Origin of the sequence: Bradyrhizobium sp. AUGA SZCCT0105, assembly GCF_018129565.1 — a bacterium.
Lineage (GTDB): Bacteria > Pseudomonadota > Alphaproteobacteria > Rhizobiales > Xanthobacteraceae > Bradyrhizobium.
Genome location: NZ_JAFCMK010000014.1, coordinates 25,931 through 46,854 on the forward strand (window position 1 = coordinate 25,931; position 20,924 = coordinate 46,854).

Annotated in this window: 16 protein-coding genes; 8 read left to right on the top strand and 8 right to left on the bottom strand. The window is 65.2% G+C overall.

Annotated features, from left to right (window positions below):
* Positions 1-7: 7 nt before the first annotated feature.
* The 7 genes from JQ573_RS36460 to ugpB form a co-directional block, all read right to left on the bottom strand.
* Complete coding sequence (locus tag JQ573_RS36460) at positions 8-187, bottom strand: DUF4089 domain-containing protein (RefSeq protein WP_212317087.1); 180 nt, start codon at positions 185-187, stop codon at positions 8-10.
* A 20-nt stretch (positions 188-207) separates the two neighbouring features.
* A complete protein-coding gene (locus tag JQ573_RS36465; RefSeq protein WP_212317085.1) occupies positions 208-1,992 on the bottom strand; it encodes an ABC transporter ATP-binding protein in 1,785 nt (594 codons plus the stop codon).
* A gap of 97 nt (positions 1,993-2,089) precedes the next feature.
* Entirely contained in the window at positions 2,090-2,989 is a 900-nt protein-coding gene (locus JQ573_RS36470; protein ID WP_212317083.1) for an ABC transporter permease, read from the bottom strand.
* Between the two features lie 136 nt (positions 2,990-3,125).
* Positions 3,126-4,139, bottom strand: a complete 1,014-nt coding sequence (locus tag JQ573_RS36475) for an ABC transporter permease (protein WP_212317081.1) — start codon at positions 4,137-4,139, stop codon at positions 3,126-3,128.
* A 7-nt stretch (positions 4,140-4,146) separates the two neighbouring features.
* Positions 4,147-5,769 carry an ABC transporter substrate-binding protein gene (locus tag JQ573_RS36480; protein WP_212317080.1) on the bottom strand — a complete coding sequence of 541 codons (1,623 nt, stop codon included), beginning with the start codon at positions 5,767-5,769 and terminating at the stop codon, positions 4,147-4,149.
* Between the two features lie 231 nt (positions 5,770-6,000).
* Positions 6,001-6,948, bottom strand: a complete 948-nt coding sequence (locus JQ573_RS36485; protein ID WP_212317079.1) for a phosphotransferase — start codon at positions 6,946-6,948, stop codon at positions 6,001-6,003.
* A gap of 230 nt (positions 6,949-7,178) precedes the next feature.
* A complete protein-coding gene (gene ugpB, locus JQ573_RS36490; protein WP_283815142.1) occupies positions 7,179-8,486 on the bottom strand; it encodes a sn-glycerol-3-phosphate ABC transporter substrate-binding protein UgpB in 1,308 nt (435 codons plus the stop codon).
* Between the two features lie 206 nt (positions 8,487-8,692).
* Here ugpB and JQ573_RS36495 point away from each other — a divergent pair, with 206 nt between their 5' ends.
* From JQ573_RS36495 to JQ573_RS36520, 6 genes are all read left to right on the top strand, one after another.
* Positions 8,693-9,682: a TRAP transporter substrate-binding protein gene (locus JQ573_RS36495; protein ID WP_212317077.1), complete on the top strand. Its 990-nt coding sequence runs from the start codon at positions 8,693-8,695 to the stop codon at positions 9,680-9,682.
* 34 nt (positions 9,683-9,716) lie between these two features.
* The gene (locus tag JQ573_RS36500; RefSeq protein WP_212317281.1) at positions 9,717-11,771 is read left to right on the top strand and encodes a HAMP domain-containing sensor histidine kinase; all 2,055 of its coding nucleotides are present in this window, start codon (positions 9,717-9,719) and stop codon (positions 11,769-11,771) included.
* Positions 11,741-13,489 carry a DUF3369 domain-containing protein gene (locus tag JQ573_RS36505; RefSeq protein ID WP_212317076.1) on the top strand — a complete coding sequence of 583 codons (1,749 nt, stop codon included), beginning with the start codon at positions 11,741-11,743 and terminating at the stop codon, positions 13,487-13,489. The genes JQ573_RS36500 and JQ573_RS36505 overlap by 31 nt, the downstream gene beginning before the upstream one ends.
* Positions 13,486-14,223 carry a response regulator gene (locus tag JQ573_RS36510; protein WP_212317075.1) on the top strand — a complete coding sequence of 246 codons (738 nt, stop codon included), beginning with the start codon at positions 13,486-13,488 and terminating at the stop codon, positions 14,221-14,223. The genes JQ573_RS36505 and JQ573_RS36510 overlap by 4 nt, the downstream gene beginning before the upstream one ends.
* A 205-nt stretch (positions 14,224-14,428) precedes the next feature.
* Complete coding sequence (polA, locus tag JQ573_RS36515; RefSeq protein WP_212317073.1) at positions 14,429-17,479, top strand: DNA polymerase I; 3,051 nt, start codon at positions 14,429-14,431, stop codon at positions 17,477-17,479.
* Between the two features lie 256 nt (positions 17,480-17,735).
* Entirely contained in the window at positions 17,736-18,371 is a 636-nt protein-coding gene (locus JQ573_RS36520; protein ID WP_212317071.1) for a LysE family translocator, read from the top strand.
* A 159-nt stretch (positions 18,372-18,530) separates the two neighbouring features.
* Here the strand turns inward: JQ573_RS36520 and JQ573_RS36525 are convergent, their stop codons facing one another.
* Entirely contained in the window at positions 18,531-19,157 is a 627-nt protein-coding gene (locus tag JQ573_RS36525) for a glutathione S-transferase family protein (RefSeq protein ID WP_212317069.1), read from the bottom strand.
* Positions 19,158-19,359: 202 nt separating this feature from the next.
* Between JQ573_RS36525 and pyrE the strand changes: the two genes are divergently transcribed.
* On the top strand, positions 19,360-19,923 hold the full coding sequence (gene pyrE / locus JQ573_RS36530; protein WP_092122894.1) for an orotate phosphoribosyltransferase: 564 nt from the start codon (positions 19,360-19,362) through the stop codon (positions 19,921-19,923).
* Between the two features lie 197 nt (positions 19,924-20,120).
* Positions 20,121-20,918 (top strand): DUF2865 domain-containing protein, encoded by a 798-nt coding sequence (locus JQ573_RS36535; RefSeq protein WP_212317067.1) that lies wholly within the window; start codon positions 20,121-20,123, stop codon positions 20,916-20,918.
* The last annotated feature ends 6 nt before the right edge of the window (positions 20,919-20,924 follow it).

A 20,924-nucleotide genomic window follows, 5' to 3' on the forward strand; every position in this document is an offset into this window, starting at 1 on the left:
CGCGATCTCAGGTCGAATAGACGGCGGCCGACGCGACGTCGTCAGGCAGCGGGAAGTCATCGACCAGCCGCGCCAGCCGCAGCGCGACCTCGAGATTTGCGCGCACCGACGGACGCCAGGCGTCTTCCAGCGGTAACGCCATCGTCCGGGTGACGGCGCTCATGTAATCGTCGAGATGATCGTCCATTTCGCTCCCGATAGGTTTTTTCAGGACACCGGCAACGGCGGATGCGGGATCGCCGTGAGCAGCTCCCTTGTATAGGCATCCTGCGGATTGCCCAAGACGTCATCGGATGCGCCCTGCTCGACGATGCGACCGCTGCGCATCACGATGACGCGATCACACAGCAGGCGCACCACGTTGAGATCGTGCGACACGAACAAATAGCTCATGCCCATCGACTGCTTGAGGTCCTGCAGCAGATTGAGCACCACCGCCTGCACCGAGACGTCAAGTGCCGCGGTTGGCTCGTCGAGGATGACGAGCTTCGGATGCAGCGCGATCGCGCGCGCGATACCGACGCGGGCCTTCTGGCCGCCGGACAGCTGGTGCGGGAAGCGATCCAGCAAATTGACCGGCAGGCCGACCAGCCGCGCCAGCTCCTCGCAGCGGTCGCGAAGCGCGTCGCGCCCCCTGATGTCGCCGAGCTGCATGATCGGGTCCGCGATCGCGCGCGCCGCCGTGAAGCGCGGATTGAGGCTGTCGGTCGGATCCTGGAACACCATCTGGATCTGGCTGCGCCGCGGCAGCCGCGCGAAGGATTGCGGCATGATGCCGCCGATGTCCTCGCCATCGAACATGATGCGGCCGGAGGTCTGGTCCAAGAGCCGCATCACCATCATCGACGTCGTCGACTTGCCGCAGCCGGATTCGCCGACCAGCCCGACGCTCTCGCCATGGTCGATCGAGAAGCTGATGCCGTCGACGGCGCGGAAGATCTCCTCCTCGACCGGCGGCTTGCGGCCGAACAGTTTTGTGAGCATCGAGCCCGCGCCCTGGCGGGGGTATTCCTTGACGAGTTTCTCGACCAGCAGGAGGGGTTCTCTTCTCTCGTCACCCCCGGGCTTGACCCGGGGGTCCACCGAGGAAGACATCTCTTGCGAAGATTGATGGATGGCCGGGTCAAGCCCGGCCATGACGGAGACTGGCTGCGGAAGCTTCGCCTCCTCTTCCGGCAGCAGATCCCGCAATGACACCCCGATCCGCGGCGTCGCGCGCATCAGCTTCTTCGTATAGTCGTGCTGAGGCGCGGCGAAGATGTCGGCGGACTTTGCCGTCTCGACCACGCGGCCCTTCTCCATCACCACGACGCGGTCGCAATAGGCGGCGGCGAGGCCGAGATCATGCGTGATCAGGATCGTCGACATCGCCCGGCGCCGGGTCAGCTCGACGATCAGGTCCATCACCGCCTTCTGGGTGGTGACGTCGAGACCGGTGGTCGGCTCGTCCGCGATCAGAAGCTGCGGATTGCAGGCCAGTGCCAGCGCGATGACGACGCGCTGGCACATGCCGCCGGACAGTTCGAACGGATAGGCGTGATAGCGCTCGCGCGGACGCGCGATCTTGACCTGCTCCAGCGCCTCGATCGCCTTCTCGCCGCGATCGGTGACCTGCGCCTGCTGGACATGCTGGCGCAGCACGTCCTCGATCTGGTGCCCGACCTTGCGGATCGGATTGAGCGCCGCGCGCGGGTTCTGGAAGATCATCGAGACTTCGCGGCCGCGCAGATCGCGCATCTGGCTCTCGGTCGCCGCCTTGACGTCGATGCCGGAGAACAGCACCGAACCTTCGGCGATCCGGCCGGCGCGATCCAGGATGCGCATCACGGCATATGACGTCACCGACTTGCCGGAGCCGGACTCGCCGACGATGCCGACGGTCTCGCCCTTGCCGACAGAGATGTTGACGTGCTGCACCGCCTTGACGATGCCGCGACGCGTCGTGAACTCGACGGTGAGGTCGCTGACGTCGAGCAGGGGCTGGGCGGTCATGCGCGGCTCCCCTCATGCGAGGCGTCATCCAAAAATCTGCAAAACAACCCCATGCAAAGTAGCGCAGCGGTAGCGTGGCACCGTACAGAGACAGCCATCACGTCCTCCGCTGCGGGTCGACGATGTCGCGCAGGCCGTCGCCGAGCAGGTTGAAGCAGAACACCGCGATCATCAGCGCGAGGCCCGGGAATAGCGCGATCCACCATTCGCCCGACACCATGAAGCCGGCGCCCTCGGCAACCATGATGCCCCACTCCGCGGTCGGCGGCCGGACGCCGAGGCCGATGAAAGAGAGGCCCGCGGCGTTGAGGATCGCATAGCCCATGGTCAACGACATCTGCACGATCATGATCGGCATGATGTTGGGCAGGATGTGCCCGAGCAGGATACGGTGCTCGCCATTGCCGGAGAGCCGCGCGGCCTGCACGAAGCCGGCATTGCGGCGGACGTTCGCTTCGGCGCGCGCGACGCGCGCATAGAGCGGAAAGTTCACGATTGCGGTCGCGATGATGATGTTCTGCACGGTGTTGCCAAGCGCCGCGACGATGCCCATCGCCAGCACGAACAGCGGGAACGCCATGATGGTGTCGGCGACACGGCCGACGATGCGATCGGTCCAGCCGCCGAAATAGCCGGCGGCGATGCCGGCCAGCCCGCCCATCAGGAACACCAGCACGACGGAGGCGACCGCGATGAAGGTGTCGAGCCTGGTTGCAACGATAACCCGGCTGAAGATGTCGCGGCCGAGCTGATCGGTGCCGAACCAGTGCGCGGCGGACGGCGGCTTCAATGCAGCCGCGGTGTCGGAAGCGAGCGGGTCGTAAGGCACCACGTAGGGCCCGAACAGCGCGGCAAACATGATCACGACCAGAAGCGCAAAGGCGAAGCCGGTGACCTTGTTCTCGCCCAGCACATAGCGGGTCTGCTCGAGGACTGCGGCAAGCCCGGAGGTGCGGGTGGGACCGGCGGGTTCGACGGTCGGCGCGACAGTGCTCATATGCCCCTCCCTAAAGCGCGATGAGATTGGGTTGAATCGTCATCGCGCTTTAGCTCCTTGTTTGAGCATGATCTCCGCGCAAACGCCTTGCGTTTGTCGCGAGGGAAAACCGCTTCGCACTTTTCCGGATCATGCTTTAGCCCTCCAGCCTGACGCGCGGATCGATCACGCCATAGAGGATGTCGATCAGAAGATTGAGAGCTACGTACATGACCGCCATGGTCAGCACGAAGCCCTGCACGGGCGCGAAGTCGGATGCGATCAGCGCCTCGACCGCGTAGGAGCCGATGCCGGGCCAGGCGAACACTTTCTCCACCAGCACATTGGCACCGAGCAGGAAGGAGAACACCATGCTGAGCGTGGTGATGACCGGCAGCATCGCGTTGCGGAAGGCGTAGGTCACGATCACCTTGCCGGGCGACAGGCCGCTTGCGCGCGCGGTGCGGACGAAATCGGACGCCAGCACCGCCAGCATCGAGGCGCGCGTCATGCGCGCGATCGGCGCCAGCGAGAAGATCGCGAGCGTCGCCGCCGGCAGGATCAATTGGCTGAACGCCGAGCGGAACGCCTCGAAGTCCCGCGCGATCAAGGCATCGATGAGGTAGAAGCCGGTGACGGTCGGCGGTGCGCTATAGAACACGTCGAGCCGGCCCAGCGGCGCCGGCGACCAGCCGAGCCGGAAATAGAACAGGTAAACCAGCACGAGGCCGGTGAAGAACACCGGCAGCGACACGCCGGCCGTCGTGGTGACGCGGCAGAGATGATCGATCCAGGAGCCCGGCCGCGTCGCCGCCAGCACGCCGAGCGGGATCGCGATCACGATCGAGACGACAAGGCCGAGCAGCGTGAGTTCGGCCGATGCCGGCAGGCGGTTGCGCAGCTCGGCGGCCACCGGCTGGCCGGTGGTGAGCGAGGTGCCGAGATCGCCATGGGCAAGATCGTTGGTGTAGCGGACGAACTGCTCGATCAGCGGCTTGTCGAAGCCGAGTTTCTTCCGGATCTGGTCGACCGCTTCTTTCGTCGCCGCGGGCCCTGCAAAATACGCCGCGGGATCGCCCGGCAGCGCGCGCGTCAGCAGGAACGTCACGATTACGACCCCGATCAACGACGGGATCGCAAACAGCAGCCGCTTGCCGATGAGGGTCAGCATCAGCGTCTCACCCCTTCGCCATCGCGCGGTAGTCGAGGCGGCGGTGGAACCAGTATTGGTAGCCCGAGATGTTCTTCTGCATCGCGACGTTGACGAACGGCTGATACAGCGGGATGCGCGGGATGTCGGCGAAGGCGAGATCGACAAAACCCTTGACGTCGGCGTCGTAGGCCGCGGTGTCACCGTTGGCAGCCGCGATGCGCGCGCCGTCGATGAGCTTGTCCATCTCGGGCGACTTGTAGCTCATGGTGTTGAAGATCGAATTGTTGCCGTGATAGCACCAGTAGAAGAAGTACTCGGGGTAATCGAGCCAGCCCGAGAACACGTTGGTGAACAGCGGCATTTCCTTCTTGGTGAGCTCGGTGCGCCAGTTGGCGCCGGGCACCTTGTTGATGGTGGTCTTGATGCCGAGCTGCGCGAGGCTCTCCTGCACCAGCACGCAGAGCGGCTCGTTGACGCCCGCGAAGTTAAGGTCGAACGAGATCGTGGTCTCGAAGCCGTTGGCGTAGCCGGCTTCAGTGAGCAGCGCCTTGGCCTTTTCCATGTCGGTGACATATTTGGTCGGCTGCGGCCAGGCGACCTCGGTCGGCTTGTCCTTTGCCGCGCCGAACATCGGGTTGGCGAGGCCGAACAGCACCGCATCCATGATCTTCTGATACGGCATCGCGTAGGCCATCGCCTGCCGAACCTTGGGATTGTCGAACGGCGGCTTGGTGACGTTCATGCCGATATACTGGATGCCGTTGGAGAACGGCAGCGAGACCACGTTGAGCTTGCCGTTCGTCTTCATCTCCTGGAAGTCCTTGAACGGCAGTTCGTAGGAGATATCGGCATCGCCGCGTTCGAGCAGCGCCCGGCGGTTGCCGGCCTGCGGCACCATGCGCCAGATCACGCGCTTGATCTTGGGCATCGGGCCACAGACCCAGTCGTCGTTGCGCTCCATGACCACTTCGGTGCCCGCGGTCCATTTGGTCACCTTGTAGGCGCCCGAGCCCGCGGTCTGCTGCTTGGTGAATTCAAGGCCCCACGGATCTTTCTCGCTGGCATTCTTCTTCACCAGCTCGGAGTTGACGACGCAGGGCACGATGACAGCGAGATCGGGGATCGTGAGCTTGTCTTTCTTGAGGAAGTCGACGCGCACCGTGTGGTCGTCGACGACGACGAACTGCTCGGGCTTGGTCAGCGAGCCCGCGCTCATCTGGAAGGTCGGGAAGCCGCCGACGCTGACGGCACGGTCGAGCGACCATTTGACGTCCTTCGCCGTCACCGGCGTGCCGTCGTGGAATTTGGCGTTCTTGCGCAGCTTGAAGGTGACCGACATGTCGCCGATGTTGAGGTCCTCGGCGAGCTCGGGCTTGAACTTGTCGCGGTCGTAATAGGGCACGCCGCCCGGACCGCTCTTCATCTCGTGGCTGATCAGCCGGTCGTAGCAATTCCACGACACCTCATAGCCGGGCACGTTGGTGCCGACGCCGTGGATATCGAGATTGTTGGGACCGCCTTCGGAGACGATCAGCAGCGTCTCGGAGCGCGCGTCGGCCTTGGCCGGCGACCAGATCGCGGGCGCGGTCGGCGCCAGCGCCCCCGCGGCCAGCCCGGACACCGATTTGAGGAAATCGCGACGCTTCATGTGATGCTCCAACGCCCTTGAGAACGGCCTTGGAACTCAGATCGCAAGGATTGTGCCAACCCTTAACGAAACCTTATGATGCGCTAACACGCTGGAGATATAGAAGAAATCGCCGAAGGTATCTTGTTCTGACGTCGATCAGGACGGCAAGCCTTGCATACAAAGAAGAGCTATCTGCTCAATAGATAGGCGCACAATAGATATTGCTCGCTTTCTGACCGGCGACCGACGTCAGTCGGGCCAAACCAACTCCTGCAACTGCACGAGATCGTCGACCCGGTCCGGCCAGCCCGCGATGCAGATGTGCCGGAGCGGATCGCTGGCCGAGTGCAGCATCATGAGCGCCAGCAGCCGCCGCTTCAGCGTGAAAGTCACCTCGCTGCGCGGGATGCCGTAGCCATCGAACAGGCTGCGCACGCGGCGCGGATGACCGGCGGCCATGAAGGCGCTGGGACCGAGCAGATCGTACTCGCCCCATCCGGTCCGGACGTCGCCGAAGTCGAACAGGCCCGCGACATGCCAGCCGTCGGCCCGGCGCCCCAACAGGAAATTCTCCGGAATGTACTCGCCGGTCAGGATCACCGGCGGCGCCTGCATCGGGATCAACTCAGTGGCGTCACGCAGGAGATCATCGAGCGAGGTGAGGAATTTCGCCGGCAGGCCGAGCCGCTCATGCCGCGCCCGGCACTGCGCCATCTGTCCGCGCATGAAGGCCTCCCAGCGCGGCTCGATCGCAAGCAGGCTGCCGGGCGGCACGCGCTGCACCTTGGCAATCACGGCGCCGATCTCGCCGAGCACGCGCTCGCGCTCGGCTTCCGGCAGCGATGGCCACACCTCCGAGCCGACGGTGCCGGCGAGGTGCGTGATGACGAGATAGGGCCAGCCGTCGCGCTCGCCCTCCGCTACAAGATCCGGGATCGGAATGCCGAGCCGTCCGCGCAGCTCGGCGAGCGCGCCGCGCTCGGACACGAATTGCGGGCGCAGAAACGGCGGAAACAGTTTCAGGATCAGCTCACCGTCGAGCCCGACGACGAGGTTGGTGCCGGTCGAGAACACATGCGGCGTGCCAAAGGACAGCCCGTGGCTGTCGGCGATATCGTGCGCGACCGGCAGCCAGCGCGACGCGTCGCTGCGCCAGACGCGGTAGGTGTCGTAGTCGGTAATGGGTGGAAGATGCATTCGCGCGCGGCCTCTCAACGCTGTCGTCCTGGCGAAAGCCAGGACCCATAACCACCGAATTTGATTGTAAGCGGGATCGCGGCCCTAGCCTCGCGCAACGATGAGCGGCCGGGGTAATGGGTCCTGGCTTTCGCCAGGACGACCCTGAGTGTGTGGCGCCGCTTGTGAGCGATACATTCACATCCTCTCAGGATGACGGAGAAGGAGTTGAGCAGACCAAACGGGCACCCTCATCGGTCCGGATTGGCGCGCTCGAACTGGCGCAGCAGGCGGTTGCCGCGCTCGACGGCGTTGTCCATCGCGGCCTGCGCCGAGCGCTTGCCGGCGAACACCTGCTCGAGCTCCTCCTCGATCACGTCGCGGATCAGGACGAACGAGCCGAGCCGGATGCCCTTGGAATTGTCGGTCGGCGGCTTCAGCGTGACTTCCTCGATCGAGATCGAGGCGCCGGGATTGCGCGCGTAGAATCCCTGCGTGCGACTGAGATCGAACGCGGCGCGGGTGATCGGCAGGTAGCCGGTGTTCTGGTGCCAGGCGGCCTGCACCTCGGGCCGCGACAGATAGGCGAAGAATTTCGCCACCCCGGCATATTCGGCGCGCGGCCGGTCGCGCAGCACCCACAGCGTCGCGCCGCCGATGATCGAGTTCTGCGGCGCGCCCTGCACGTCAGGCTCATACGGCATCATGCCGTAGCCGACCTCGAATTTCGAATTGGCCTGGATGTCGGCGCGCGTGCCTGACGAGCCGATGAAGATCCCGCATTCGCCCTTTTGAAAACGCGGCTCGGCCGCCTGCCCGCGGCCGCTGTAATCGAAGGTCTTGTCGGCCTGCCATTGCGCCAGCTGCGCGATGTGGCGCAGCACGATCGGGTTGTTGAAGACCAGCTGTGCGTCGAGCCCGGCAAAGCCGTTGGACCTGGTCGCGATCGGCAGATTGTGGAAGGCGGAGAAGTTCTCGACATTGATCCAGGACGGCCATGACGTGGTCACGCCGCACATCGCACCCGCGGCACGCAATCGCTTGGCGGCGACGCCGAGCTCGGGCCAGGTCTTCGGAGGCACGCTCGGATCGAGCCCGGCGGAGCGGAACATATCCTTGTTGTAGTACAGGATCGGCGTCGAGGCGTTGAACGGGAACGACAGCATGTTGCCGTCGACATCGGCATAGTAGCCGGCCACCGCGGGCAGATAGGCCGACGGCGCGAACGCCTCCGATTGATCGCGCATCAGCTCGAACACCGGATAGATCGCGCCCCGCGCCGCCATCATGGTTGCGGTGGCAATCTCGTTGACCTGAACGATCGCCGGCTGGCTGCGCGAACGGAACGCGAAGATCGCCGCGGTGACAGTCTCGGTGTAGTTGCCCTTGTAGGCGGGCACGATGCGGTAGTCGGATTGCGAGGCGTTGAAGTCAGCGGCGAGCTTCTCGAGCTGCTTGCCGAGCTCGCCCGACATCGCGTGCCACCACATGATCTCGGTCGCCGCTCGTGCCGGTGCCACAAGCAGAAGGGCCGCGACGACGAGGTGCGGGAGCTTCAAGGCGAGCTTAAAAGCGAACTTCACGACCAGCCGTTCCCGGATGCCAACACGCGGTCATACGGTGCTACAACCGCAAATTCAATCGACACCGCAGGTTGCAGCGCGGTTTTAACGTTTGGCAGATGGGCGAACCACCGCCATTCTGCTAAAAGCGTTGAACCTTTTCCTCCCGCCCCGGACTCAAATCACAAGGGGAATTGTAGCCAGTGTATCGCCGCGCCGGCCTTTCGCGGACAATAACGCTTGCCGTCGCGCTGCTATGGACAGCGGTCTCGGTGAGTGCTTTTGCGCGCGAATTCCGCACCGCCGATACCCAGAATGAAGACTATCCGACGGTCCAGGCGCTGAATTACATGGACCGCCTGATTGCCGAGCGCACCGGCGGCCGGCACCGCATCGTGGTCTTCCATTCCCGCCAGCTCGGCGAGGAAAAGGAGACGCTGGAGCAGACCCGGGCCGGCGCCATCGATCTGAACCGGACCAATGTCGCGCTGATCGGAACCATGGTGCCTTCCGTGAACGTGCTGGCGATGCCGTTCCTGTTTCGATCCCTTGAGCACCTGCAGCATGTGCTGGATGGACCGATCGGCAACGAGATCCTGAACAGTCTCGAGGCCCACGGCTTCGTCGGGCTGACCTTCTACGATTCCGGCGCCCGCTCGATCTATAACAGCGTCCACCCGGTACGTTCGCTCGACGACCTCAAGGGGCTGCGGCTGCGCGTGCAGCAATCCGAACAGATGTCGGACATGATCCGCGCGCTGGGCGCCCAGCCGGTCCAGATGGCCTACGGCCAGGTGCTGACCGGGCTCGCCAACCGGCTGATCGATGGCGCAGAGAACAACTGGCCGTCCTTCGTCACCACCGGCCACTACAAATACGCCGGCTACTACACCTTGACCCAGCACACCGTGAGCCCGGAAGTGCTGGTGATGTCGCGCAAGGCCTGGGCCAGCCTGACGCCGGATGAGCAGACCATCTTCCGCGAAGCCGCGCTGCGCTCGAGCCTGTACATGCGCGAGAAGTGGCGGGAGCTCGAGGAGCGCTCGCGCAAGCAGGCGGAGCAGGCCGGCGTCAAGGTCGTGACCGATTTCGACCGCAAGCCGTTCGAGGCGGCGATGGCCGGCATCTATGCCAAGGCGGAGCGCGATCCGGCGATAGCTGCGCTGATCGAACGCATCCGCAACATGGAGTGACCGGATCTTGGACGCACCCAAACAGGACGGGACGATGCGACGGCGGGCGGCCTTTGGGCCGCAGGGCCGTTTCCGCATCGTCCAGTTGCTGCGTGCGGTGCCGATCCGCTGGCGCATTCTTTCGATCGCGCTGCTCAATTCCGCCGTCGTGATCGTGCTCGCGGTGCTGATCTGGAACGGCTCGAAGGTGCTCGGCTCGGCCTGGGACGATGTCCGCCAGGTCCGGGAATCCGACAAGATCCTGGCCAAGCTCGAAAGCGAAACCAGCCGTCTGCAGAACCTGATCCATCGCTACATCAACCAGCCGAGCCCGGACCTGTTCGCGGAAATCCTGCTGCTGCGCGAGGCCGTGCTCGGCACGCTGACCAACCGGGCCTCGACCGACCCGATGCTGTCGGGCTCGGTCGAGCAGCTGGAGCGCGTCACCAGCCGTTTCCTCGACGGCTTCGGTGAGTTGCGCACCGTGCAGACCACGATCTCCAAGACCTATGACGAAGAGGTGCTGACACCGACCAGGGACATGGCCGGGCTCTATTCGATCATCGAGGGCGCCACCGGCCATCGCGACGCACTGATCTGGCCCGCGCTCGGCAAGTCACGCGAAGCCTTCACCTCGCTCTTGGTCGCCGCCAACGCCTACTACCTCTCGCTTGCCTCCTCGTCGGCCGAGGAAGCCCGCCGCAACATCGATACGATCGAGAAGACGATCCCCGTCATGACCGATCTGGCCGAGAACGATCTGCAGCGCATGGCGCTGGCGCGGCTCAAGGTCAAGACCGCCGAGCTGCGCGACGGGCTCGGCAAGCTCAGCGAACAGCTCACCAACCGCACCGATCTGTTGCGCAACTCGATCGACGCCAGCCAGGCCGACGCGATCGGCGCGATCGACGATCTCTCGGTGAAGATGCGCCAGCGCGAGCAGAAGGCGCAGGAGACGTTCGACAAGACGCTGACGTCGATCTCGCGCCGGGTGCTGTCGATCGCCGTGATCTTCCTCGGCGTCATCATGTCGGCCGGCGTCATGATCGCATTGTCGATCCGGCTGCCGCTGGCGCAGATCATGGCCGCGATGCGCACCATCACCTCGGGCGACCTCGACCGGCCGGTGCAGGGTACCTCGGCCAAGGACGAGGTCGGCGCGATGGCGCGTGCGGTCGAGGTATTCCGCGAGAACGCGATCGCCAAGCGCAAGACCGAGGACGAGCTGCGCACCGCCAAGGAGAAGGCCGAGAGCGCGCTGCTCGAGCTCAACGCCGCCCAGCAGAACCTGATCGATGCCGAGCGCCTCGCCGCACTCGGCGGGCTTGTTGCGGGCGTCGCCCATGAGGTCAACAATCCGATCGGCATCAGCCTGACCGTCGCCTCGAGCTTTGCCCGCCGCAGCGAGATGTTCGAGAACGACCTGAAGACCGAGCCGCTGCGCCGCTCCAAGCTCGACGAATTCGTGCGCGCCTCGCGTGACGCATCGCAGCAACTGGTCTCGAACCTGCAGCGTGCCGGCGAGCTGATCCAGTCGTTCAAGCAGGTCGCCGTCGATCGTTCGCATGCCGAACGCCGCCAGTTCGCCTTGAGCGAAGCGACCGACCAGATCGTGGCGAGCCTGCGGCCGGTGCTGAAGAAGGCGGCGATCGCGCTGTCCGTCGACGTGCCCGATGGGCTCCTGATCGACGGCTATCCCGGCGCCTATGGCCAGATCTTAACCAATCTTTTCCTCAATGCCGTCAATCATGCCTTCGCCAACGGCCGCTCCGGCAACATCACGATCTCGGCGCGCGGTCGCGGCACTGATGATGTCGAGATCATCTTCGCGGACGACGGGGCCGGCATGACGCCGGATGTGCAGCGACAGGCGTTCGACCCGTTCTTTACGACGCGACGCAACGAAGGTGGTACGGGCCTCGGCCTTCATATCGTCTATAACCTCGTCACCCAGCAGCTCGGCGGACGCATGATGCTGGAGTCAAGGGTAGGACAAGGCACCACTTTTCGCATTATCATGCCCAGGATCGCCAAGGGCGAGCCCACGATCACTGACGCAGCAGCCGACGGAACCAGTCAATGGCCGAACAGGACGATGTCCTCCAACTGATCGACGACACCGAGAGCCCCCCGGAGGACTCGCCGGTACGGAAATGGAAGATCGCCGTGATCGACGACGATCACGCCGTCCACGAAGGCACCCGCTTTGCGCTCAGCGACTACAACCTGAACGGCGCGACGCTGGAGATCCTGTCGGCCTACTCTGCGGCCGAAGGCCGCACGGTGATGCGGGACAATCCTGACATCGCAGCCGTGCTGCTCGACGTCATCATGGAGACCGACGTCGCCGGGCTCGAGCTCGTCGAATACATCCGCAACGAGATCAAGAACGAGACCGTCCGCATCATCCTGCGCACCGGCCAGCCCGGCCAGGCGCCGGAGCGGCGCGTCATCGTGCAATACGACATCAACGACTACAAGGCGAAGACCGAGCTCACCGCCGACAAGCTGTTCACCTCGCTGACCGCCGCGCTGCGCAGCTACCAGCAGCTCGAGCGCATGGTGCAGACAAGGCGCGGGCTCGAGATCATCATCGACGCGGCCTCGACGCTGTACGACTTCAAGTCGATGCAGCGGCTGGCCGAGGGCGTGCTAACGCAGCTCGCCTCGCTGCTCAATGTCGATTGCGCCGGCATTCTGGTGCTGCGCGACGACGGCAACGCGGCCGCCGCCGATTTCTCGGTGCTGGCCTGCTCGGGCTGCTACAGCCGCTTCATCGGCACGACGTCCTCGAAGGCGCTCGATCCCGACCTGCGGCACATGGTGGAGGAAGCGTTCCAGCGCCGCAAGAACGAGTTCGCCGACCACCGCAGCGTGCTCTATTCGCGCACCGGCAGCGGCCGCGAGGTCGTGGTGCTGCTGCAGGCCGAGCGCCAGCTCTCCGACACCGACCGCGCGCTGGTCGAGATCTTCTCGAGCCGGCTGTCGATCGCGTTCGACAACGTGATCCTCTACCAGCAGCTTCAAGAGGCCAACACCCAGCTCGAGGACCGCGTCGCGCAGCGCACCCGCGCGCTGATGCAGGCCAACCGGCGGCTGTCGGCGCAATGGCTGCGGCTGCAGCGCGCCAACGGCTTCAAGAACGAGATCCTCGGCACCGTCGCCCACGATCTGAAGAATCCGCTCGGCGTGATCCTCGGCCGCACCGAGATGCTGACCGAATTGATCGGCGCCAGCTCGCCGAAGGAAAACGTCACCGCCCAGGTCGAGCATATCAGGGACGCCACCAAGCGGCTGACCTCGATGGTCGACCATTTGATCTCGGATGCGATGGCCGACGCCTTCGACATCACCATCCGCCGCGAGCCGGTCGACGTCGCGGCACTCGTCAACGAGGTCACCGAGGCCAATTTGCCCTCGGCCGTCAACAAGCAGCAGCGCATCTCGGTCTCGGGGCCGCAGCACTTCGTCACGATGTGCGATGGCGACCGGATCCGCGAGGCGATCGACAACCTCGTCAGCAACGCCATCAAGTACTCGCCGATCGGCGGCAAGATCACGGTCACGGTCAGCCATGAAGGCGACGACACGGTGATCCGGATCGCCGACCAGGGCCCCGGCCTCAGCCCCGAGGATCTCGGCCGGCTGTTCGGCCGGTTCCAGCGGCTGTCGGCCAAGCCGACCGCGGGCGAAAGCTCGACCGGCCTCGGCCTTTCCATCGTCAAGCGCATTATCGACATGCATGGCGGCCATGTGACCGCACAGAGCCCGGGCCCCGGACAGGGGTCGACCTTTACGGTTACACTGCCGGCGACAGAGACATCATGAACCAGAACCCGCATATCTTCATCGTCGACGATGAGGCGCCGGCCCGCGAGATGGTCGGCGATTACCTCAAGATGCACGGCTTCGGCGTGACGCTGTGCGATGGCGGCAAGAGCCTGCGCAAGGAGATCGAGAGCAGCACGCCCGATCTCGTGGTGCTGGACCTCAACATGCCCGAGGAGGATGGTCTGTCGATCATTCGCGACCTCAAGAGCAAGATCAACGTCCCCGTCATCATGCTGACAGCTACTGCCAGCCCGATCGACCGCGTGGTCGGGCTCGAGCTCGGCGCCGACGATTACGTGGCAAAGCCCTGCGAATTGCGCGAGCTGATGGCGCGCATCCGCTCGGTGCTGCGGCGGAGCGGGCCCGCCAAGACTGCCGCGCCGGAATCGGCGACCGCCAAGGCCGAAAAGGAGCAGCTGGTGCGGTTCGGCACCAAATGGCTCGATCTCGAGGCCCAGGCGCTGCGCGACGACGAGGGCAATGAGCACCCGCTGACGGCGTCCGAATTCGGCCTGCTGAAGGTGTTCGCGGCCAATCCGAAGCGCGTGCTGTCGCGCGAACGGCTGCTGGAACTGGCCAATGCCCGCGATGCGGAAGCCTTCGACCGCGCCGTCGACCTGCGCATCATGCGCATCCGCCGCAAGATCGAATTCGACCCGACCAAGCCGTCGGTGATCCGGACCATCCGCGGCGGCGGCTATCTGTTCTCGCCGACCGGGGATAAGGCTTAGTTTTCTCGACGTCGTCCTGGCGAAAGCCAGGACCCATAACCACGAATGCCCCAGTTGGGCGAAGCTGGGCCCCAGCGAATCCCAGCAACACATATTTGGGGTAATGGGTCCTGGCTTTCGCCAGGACGACAAATCGTTGTGTGGCACGGGCGGATTCAGCGACACTAAGGCTGTCAATCCGCGCAAAAATCCCTAAGTTTCGGCCATGCCGAAAACAGCCTCCCAAGACCCCGCCAAGCCCGCCCCGAAGACCGCAGCCAAGCCCGTCGCCGCCAAGCCTGCGGCGAAGGGCGACCACGTCTTCCTGGTCGACGGTTCGGGCTACATCTTCCGCGCCTATCACGCGCTGCCGCCGCTGAACCGCAAGTCCGACGGGCTGCAGGTCAATGCCGTGCTCGGCTTCTGCAACATGCTGTGGAAGCTCTTGCGCGACATGCCGGAGGACAACCGGCCGACCCATCTGGCGATCGTGTTCGACAAGTCGGAGATCACGTTTCGCAACAAGCTCTATCCCGACTACAAGGCGCACCGGCCGCCGGCGCCTGACGATCTGATCCCGCAATTCGCGCTGATCCGCGAGGCGGTGCGCGCCTTCGAGCTGCCCTGCCTCGAGCAGGCCGGCTTCGAGGCCGACGATCTGATCGCGACGTATGCGCGGCTCGCCACCGAGCGCGGCGCGACCACGACGATCGTGTCATCGGACAAGGATCTGATGCAGCTCGTCAACGACAAGGTCGTGATGTACGACACGATGAAGGATCGCCGCATCGGCCGCGACGAGGTGATCGAGAAATTCGGCGTGCCGCCCGAAAAGGTGGTCGAGGTGCAGGCGCTGGCCGGCGATTCCACCGACAACGTGCCCGGCGTACCCGGCATCGGCATCAAGACCGCCGCGCAGCTGATCATCGAGTATGGCGATCTCGATCAGCTGCTGTTCCGCGCCGGCGATATCAAGCAGCCGAAGCGGCGCGAGGCGCTGCTCGAGAACGCCGAGAAGGCGCGCATCTCGCGCCAGCTCGTGCTGCTCGACGACAAGGTCGAGCTCGAGGTGCCGCTCGACGACCTCGCGGTGCACGAGCCCGACTCGCGCCGGCTGGTCGCCTTCCTCAAGGCGATGGAGTTCTCCACCCTCACCCGCCGCGTCGCCGACTATGCGCAGATCGATCCCGCCGACGTCGATGCCGACCCCGGCAACAAGAGCGGTGCCAGCGTGTTCTCGCCGCTGCCGCCGTCGGACGTGACGCCCGCGCCGGGAGACGCACCGACAGCCGCCGCGCCGGCAGGTTCGCCAACGAGGGAGCGCGCCAAGCCGACCGGCGCACGCGACGACAAGAACTCCAGCCTGAAGGGCACGCCGGCAACCCTGGCCGAGGCCCGCGGCGAAGCGATCCGCAAGACCGGCTTCGATCGCAAGGCCTACCAGGCGATCGGCAATCTCGATCAGCTCAACGCCTTTGTCGCGCGTGCGCACGACACCGGCTACATCGCGATCGAGGCGATGTCGGAATCGATCGACCCGATGCAGGCCGAGCTGTCGGGACTGGCACTCGCCGTGGCCCCGAACGATGCCTGCTACATCCCGCTCAGCCACCGGCAGGCCGGTGGCGGCGCCGGGCTGTTCGATGCGGGCCTCGCGCCCGGGCAGATCAAGACCGCCGATGCACTGAAGGCGCTGAAGCCGCTGCTGGAGTCCGCCGGCATCCAGAAGGTCGGCTTCAACGTCAAGTTCACCTCGGTGACCTTGGCGCAGCACGGCGTCACGCTGCGCAACATCGATGACGCGCAGCTGATGTCCTACGCGCTCGATGCGGGCCGCGGCTCGCATGCGCTGGAGGCGCTCGCCGAGCGCTGGTTCGGCCATGCCGTCGTCAACTACGGCGGCCTCGTCGGCAGCGGCAAGGGCAAACTGACCTTCGATCAGGTCACGATCGACAAGGCCACCGAATATGCGGCCGAGAGCGCCGACCTGATCCTGCGGCTATGGCGGGTGCTGAAGCCCCGCCTCGTCGCCGAACGGATGACGACGGTCTACGAGACGCTGGAGCGGCCGCTGGTCTCGGTGCTGGCGCGGATGGAGCGGCGCGGCATCTCGATCGACCGCCAGGTGCTGTCGCGGCTATCGGGCGATTTCGCCCAGACCGCGGCGCGCGTCGAGGCCGAGATCCAGGAGATCGCCGGCGAGCCGGTCAATGTCGGCAGCCCGAAGCAGATCGGCGACATCATCTTCGGCAAGATGGGATTGCCCGGCGGCACCAAGACCAAGACCGGCGCCTGGTCGACCACCGCGCAGGTGCTCGACGATCTCGCCGAGCAGGGCCACGACTTCCCGAAGAAGATCCTGGAGTGGCGCCAGGTCTCGAAGCTGAAATCGACCTACACCGACGCCCTGCCGACCTACGTCAACCCGCAGACCCATCGCGTGCACACGACCTACGCGCTGGCCGCGACCACGACGGGACGGCTGTCGTCGAACGAACCGAACCTGCAGAACATCCCTGTTCGTACCGAGGACGGCCGCAAGATCCGCCGCGCCTTCATCGCGACACAAGGCCACAAGCTGGTGTCGGCCGACTATTCGCAGATCGAACTGCGGCTGCTGGCCGAGATCGCCGACGTGCCGGTGCTGCGCCAAGCGTTCCGCGACGGGCTCGACATTCACGCCATGACCGCCTCCGAAATGTTCGGCGTGCCGATCAAGGACATGCCGAGCGAAGTGCGGCGTCGCGCCAAGGCCATCAACTTCGGCATCATCTACGGCATCTCGGCGTTCGGCCTCGCCAACCAGCTCGGCATCGCGCGCGAGGAAGCCTCCGCCTACATCAAGAAGTACTTTGAGCGCTTCCCCGGCATCCGCGCCTACATGGACGAGACCAAGGACTCTTGCCGCCGCAACGGCTATGTCACGACGCTGTTCGGCCGTAAGATGTACTACCCGGATATCAAGGCGTCCAACGCCTCGGTGCGCGCCTTCAACGAACGCGCCTCGATCAACGCTCGCTTGCAGGGCACCGCAGCCGACATCATCCGCCGCGCCATGATCCGGGTCGAGGACGCACTCGCCGAGAAGAAGCTCTCGGCGCAGATGCTGCTGCAGGTGCATGACGAGCTGATCTTCGAGGTGCCCGACAACGAGGTCGCGGCGACGCTGCCGGTGGTGCAGAAGGTGATGCAGGACGCGCCGTTCCCGGCCGTGATCCTGTCGCTGCCGCTGCAGGTCGACGCCCGCGCCGCGAACAACTGGGACGAAGCGCATTAGAATCCACCTCGCCCCGCTTGCGGGGAGAGGTCGGATCGCATGGAGCGACGCGGAATGCGATCCGGGTGAGGGGGTACAGGTCTAACCACGGCCCTCATACGTGGATAGGCCCCTCACCCCAACCCTCTCCCCGCAAGAGCGGGGCGAGGGAGCCCTTGCACCGTCACTCTGTCCGCATTGCTCCGAGAGCAATTCCAACATGGCCGCGCGGCGGATGACACGCTAGAAGCGTGTGTATCCCCTCGCGAGACCCGTCATGCCCCACACATCCGCGTTGCTCGGCTTTGCGCTCGTCTGCTTCGGCATGGTGCTGACACCAGGGCCGAACATGATGTATCTGATCTCGCGCTCGATCACGCAGGGTCCGGCGGCCGGCATTGTCTCGCTCGGCGGCGTCGCGCTCGGCTTCGTGTTCTACATGCTGTGCGCGGCGTTCGGCATCACCGCGCTGCTGTTTGCGATTCCCTACGCCTATGACGCGCTGCGTTTCGCCGGCGCCGCCTATCTGCTCTGGCTGGCGTGGCAGGCGCTGAAGCCGGGCGGCCGCTCGCCGTTCCAGGTCAAGGCGCTGAAGGTCGACGGCCCGCGCAAACTGTTCGCGATGGGCTTCATCACCAACCTGCTCAACCCGAAGATCGCGATGCTTTATCTGGCGCTGCTGCCGCAGTTCATCGATCCCGCCGGCGGCAGCGTGCTGACGCAGTCGCTCGCGCTCGGCTCGATCCAGATCGTGATCAGCGTCAGCGTCAATGCGATGATCGCGCTCGCCGCCGGCTCGATCGCGGTGTTCCTCGGCACCCGCCCGACCTGGCTCCTGGTGCAGCGCTGGCTGATGGGCACGGTGCTCGCGGGGCTCGCGATGAAGATGGCGCTCGAGGCGCGGCGGGCGTGATCTTCTTACCTCGCCCCGCCTGCGGGGAGAGGTCGGATCGCATCGTCAGATGCGATCCGGGTGAGGGGGACTCACCGCGAATTCAATTCTCACCGTCCTTGCGGCACCACCCCTCACCCCAACCCTCTCCCCGCAAGAGCGGGGCGAGGGAGAAGAGGCTCAATCCAGCTTCGCCTCCATGCCCCGCTTCGTCGCCGGGCGGGCCATCAGCGTCTCGTACCAGCGCTTGACGTTGGGGAAATCGGCCAGATCGACCTTGTGGCGCGGATGGCGCCAGGCCCAGCCGAGGATGGCGAAATCGGCCACCGACAGATCGCCGGCGACGAAATCGCGGCCATCGAGCCGGCGGTCCAGCACGCCGTAGAGCCGCCGCGTCTCGGCCATGTAGCGCTTCAGGCCATAGGCGCGGTCCTGCTCGTTCTCCAGCGCGATGAAATGGTGCACCTGGCCCGGCATCGGGCCGAAACCGCCCATCTGCCACATCAGCCACTCATAGACCGGGATCCGCTCGATGAGCGTTTGCGGCAGGAACTTGCCGGTCTTCTCGCCGAGGTAGAGCAGGATCGCGCCGGACTCGAAGATGCTGACCGGCTTGCCGCCGGGACCATCCGGGTCGACGATCGCCGGGATCTTGTTGTTCGGGCTGATTGCGAGGAAGGCGGGCGCCATCTGCTCGCCCTTGCCGATATTCACCGCCATCACCTTGTAGGGCAGCCCCATTTCCTCCAGCGCCACCGAGATCTTGCGGCCGTTAGGCGTGTTCCAGGTGTGCAGCTCGATGGTCATTTCCGCTTCCCTCGCAAGTGTTTGGCGCCTGCTTTAGGGGGATTGGAACGACCGTACAACCCGCGCTTTCCGCACGCGGCTGCGCTGAAATGGCGGCGCGGGCACTGTTGACGGCGGGATTTCCCCGCTGGAATGTGCGCCAGACCGCCGATAGATTGCCGGCCGCCTGAAAGCCCCAAAGAACCCCCAAGGGAAAAAGCCTTTGTCCAAATCAGCCTCCCGCGCCCGCCTCGCCGAGATCATCCGCAAGCGCTCGTTCGGCCGCGGCGAGATCACCTTGGCGTCGGGCCGCAAGAGCGATTTCTATTTCAACCTGAAGCCGACGATGCTCGATCCCGAGGGCGCGGCGCTGCTCGCCGAGCTCACCTATGAGGCGCTGAAGGACGACCGGCTCGATTTCGTCGGCGGGCTCGAGATGGGCGCGGTGCCGCTCGCCGGCGCCATCGCGCAGCTGTCATGGCTGAAGGGTCATCCGATCGCCGCCTTCTTCGTGCGCAAGAAGCCGAAGGAGCACGGCGCGCGGCTCGCCGTCGAAGGGCTCGCCAAGGGTGAGAGCCTGGCGGGCAAGCGCATCGTGATCGTCGAGGACGTCACGACGACAGGCGGCTCTGCGCTGAAGGCTGTGGAAGCCGTGCGTGAGGCCGGCGGCGAGATCGCGCTGGTCTTCACCATGGTCGACCGCGAGGAAGGCGCGACCGAGACGTTTGCCGAGGCCGGCTTGCCGTTCCGCGCGCTGTACAAGGCCGGCGAGTTCCTGAAGGACTGACGTTCTTTCGCGGCCGGCTCCCGTCGTCGCGGCTCGCTGGATCGGCCGCGCAGCGTGCGTTTCCTGTGACGCCGTCACTCCCGATCAATCGCTCGTTTACCATCCCGCCTTAAGGTGAATCCGCCGGGGCACCTTGTCGCCGCGGCGAGGCGCGTCGGGTGGAGTTGGCGTTGCGTACAGAGTTGAGTGATCGGCGCATGCGGCGCCGCGTGATGCTTGCCGCCGCTGCCTTTGCGGGTTCCGTCCTGGTCGTGCCCGCTCCCGTCTCGGCCGAAGGGCTGTTCGACTTCTTCTTCGGCGGTTCCCAGAAGCAGCAGAGCCGGCAGGCCCCGCCGCAAGCCAATTTCTTCGCCGATCCGTTCGGCCTCAACCAGCAGCCGGAACGGCAGACGTCCGCACCGGTCTCGGGGACGCGCGTGGCCGGTTCCGGACCGGCATATTGCGTGCGCAGCTGCGACGGCAAGTATTTCCCGCTGACGATGCGCGGCAACGCCACGCCGGCGCAGCTCTGCCAGGCGTTCTGCCCGGCGAGCGCGACCAAGGTCTATTACGGCGGCCATATCGACAGCTCCGCCTCGGCCACGGGTGAGCGCTACGCCGACAGCGAGAACGCGTTCGCCTATCGCAAGGCGCTGCGCGCCGACTGCACCTGCAACGGCCGCGACCCGGCCGGGCTCGCGCCGGTCGACCTCGCGCTCGATGCCTCGCTAAAGGCCGGTGATGTGATCGCAACCACCGACGGCCTCGTCGCTTACACCGGCGTCCGCGTCGGCAACGAGCAGTCCTTCGACTTCACGCCGATCGCCTCCTATCCCGGGTTGACCGCGGCGGTCCGCGCCCGGCTCGGCGAAATGAAGGTCGCTCCCGTCAGCGCCGAGATCGCCAGCGACGCGCCGCTACCGGAAACCAGCCGCGATGTCGCGCCCTCGACACCATCGTCCGTGGTGCCGAAGGGCCATGCCGCAAAACCTGCCAAGCGGGCCGAGGCGAACTGACGGCTT

Bases quoted from the DNA above. Each gene is read 5' to 3' on its own strand.
- JQ573_RS36500 (WP_212317281.1), top strand. From the start codon at position 9,717: ATGCGACGGCGGGCGGCCTTTGGGCCGCAGGGCCGTTTCCGCATCGTC.
- JQ573_RS36525 (WP_212317069.1), bottom strand. From the start codon at position 19,157: ATGACCATCGAGCTGCACACCTGGAACACGCCTAACGGCCGCAAGATC.
- JQ573_RS36505 (WP_212317076.1), top strand. From the start codon at position 11,741: ATGGCCGAACAGGACGATGTCCTCCAACTGATCGACGACACCGAGAGC.
- JQ573_RS36510 (WP_212317075.1), top strand. From the start codon at position 13,486: ATGAACCAGAACCCGCATATCTTCATCGTCGACGATGAGGCGCCGGCC.
- JQ573_RS36460 (WP_212317087.1), bottom strand. From the start codon at position 187: ATGGACGATCATCTCGACGATTACATGAGCGCCGTCACCCGGACGATG.
- JQ573_RS36485 (WP_212317079.1), bottom strand. From the start codon at position 6,948: ATGCATCTTCCACCCATTACCGACTACGACACCTACCGCGTCTGGCGC.
- JQ573_RS36475 (WP_212317081.1), bottom strand. From the start codon at position 4,139: ATGCTGACCCTCATCGGCAAGCGGCTGCTGTTTGCGATCCCGTCGTTG.
- JQ573_RS36535 (WP_212317067.1), top strand. From the start codon at position 20,121: ATGCGGCGCCGCGTGATGCTTGCCGCCGCTGCCTTTGCGGGTTCCGTC.
- JQ573_RS36465 (WP_212317085.1), bottom strand. From the start codon at position 1,992: ATGACCGCCCAGCCCCTGCTCGACGTCAGCGACCTCACCGTCGAGTTC.
- JQ573_RS36480 (WP_212317080.1), bottom strand. From the start codon at position 5,769: ATGAAGCGTCGCGATTTCCTCAAATCGGTGTCCGGGCTGGCCGCGGGG.
- polA (WP_212317073.1), top strand. From the start codon at position 14,429: ATGCCGAAAACAGCCTCCCAAGACCCCGCCAAGCCCGCCCCGAAGACC.
- JQ573_RS36520 (WP_212317071.1), top strand. From the start codon at position 17,736: ATGCCCCACACATCCGCGTTGCTCGGCTTTGCGCTCGTCTGCTTCGGC.
- JQ573_RS36470 (WP_212317083.1), bottom strand. From the start codon at position 2,989: ATGAGCACTGTCGCGCCGACCGTCGAACCCGCCGGTCCCACCCGCACC.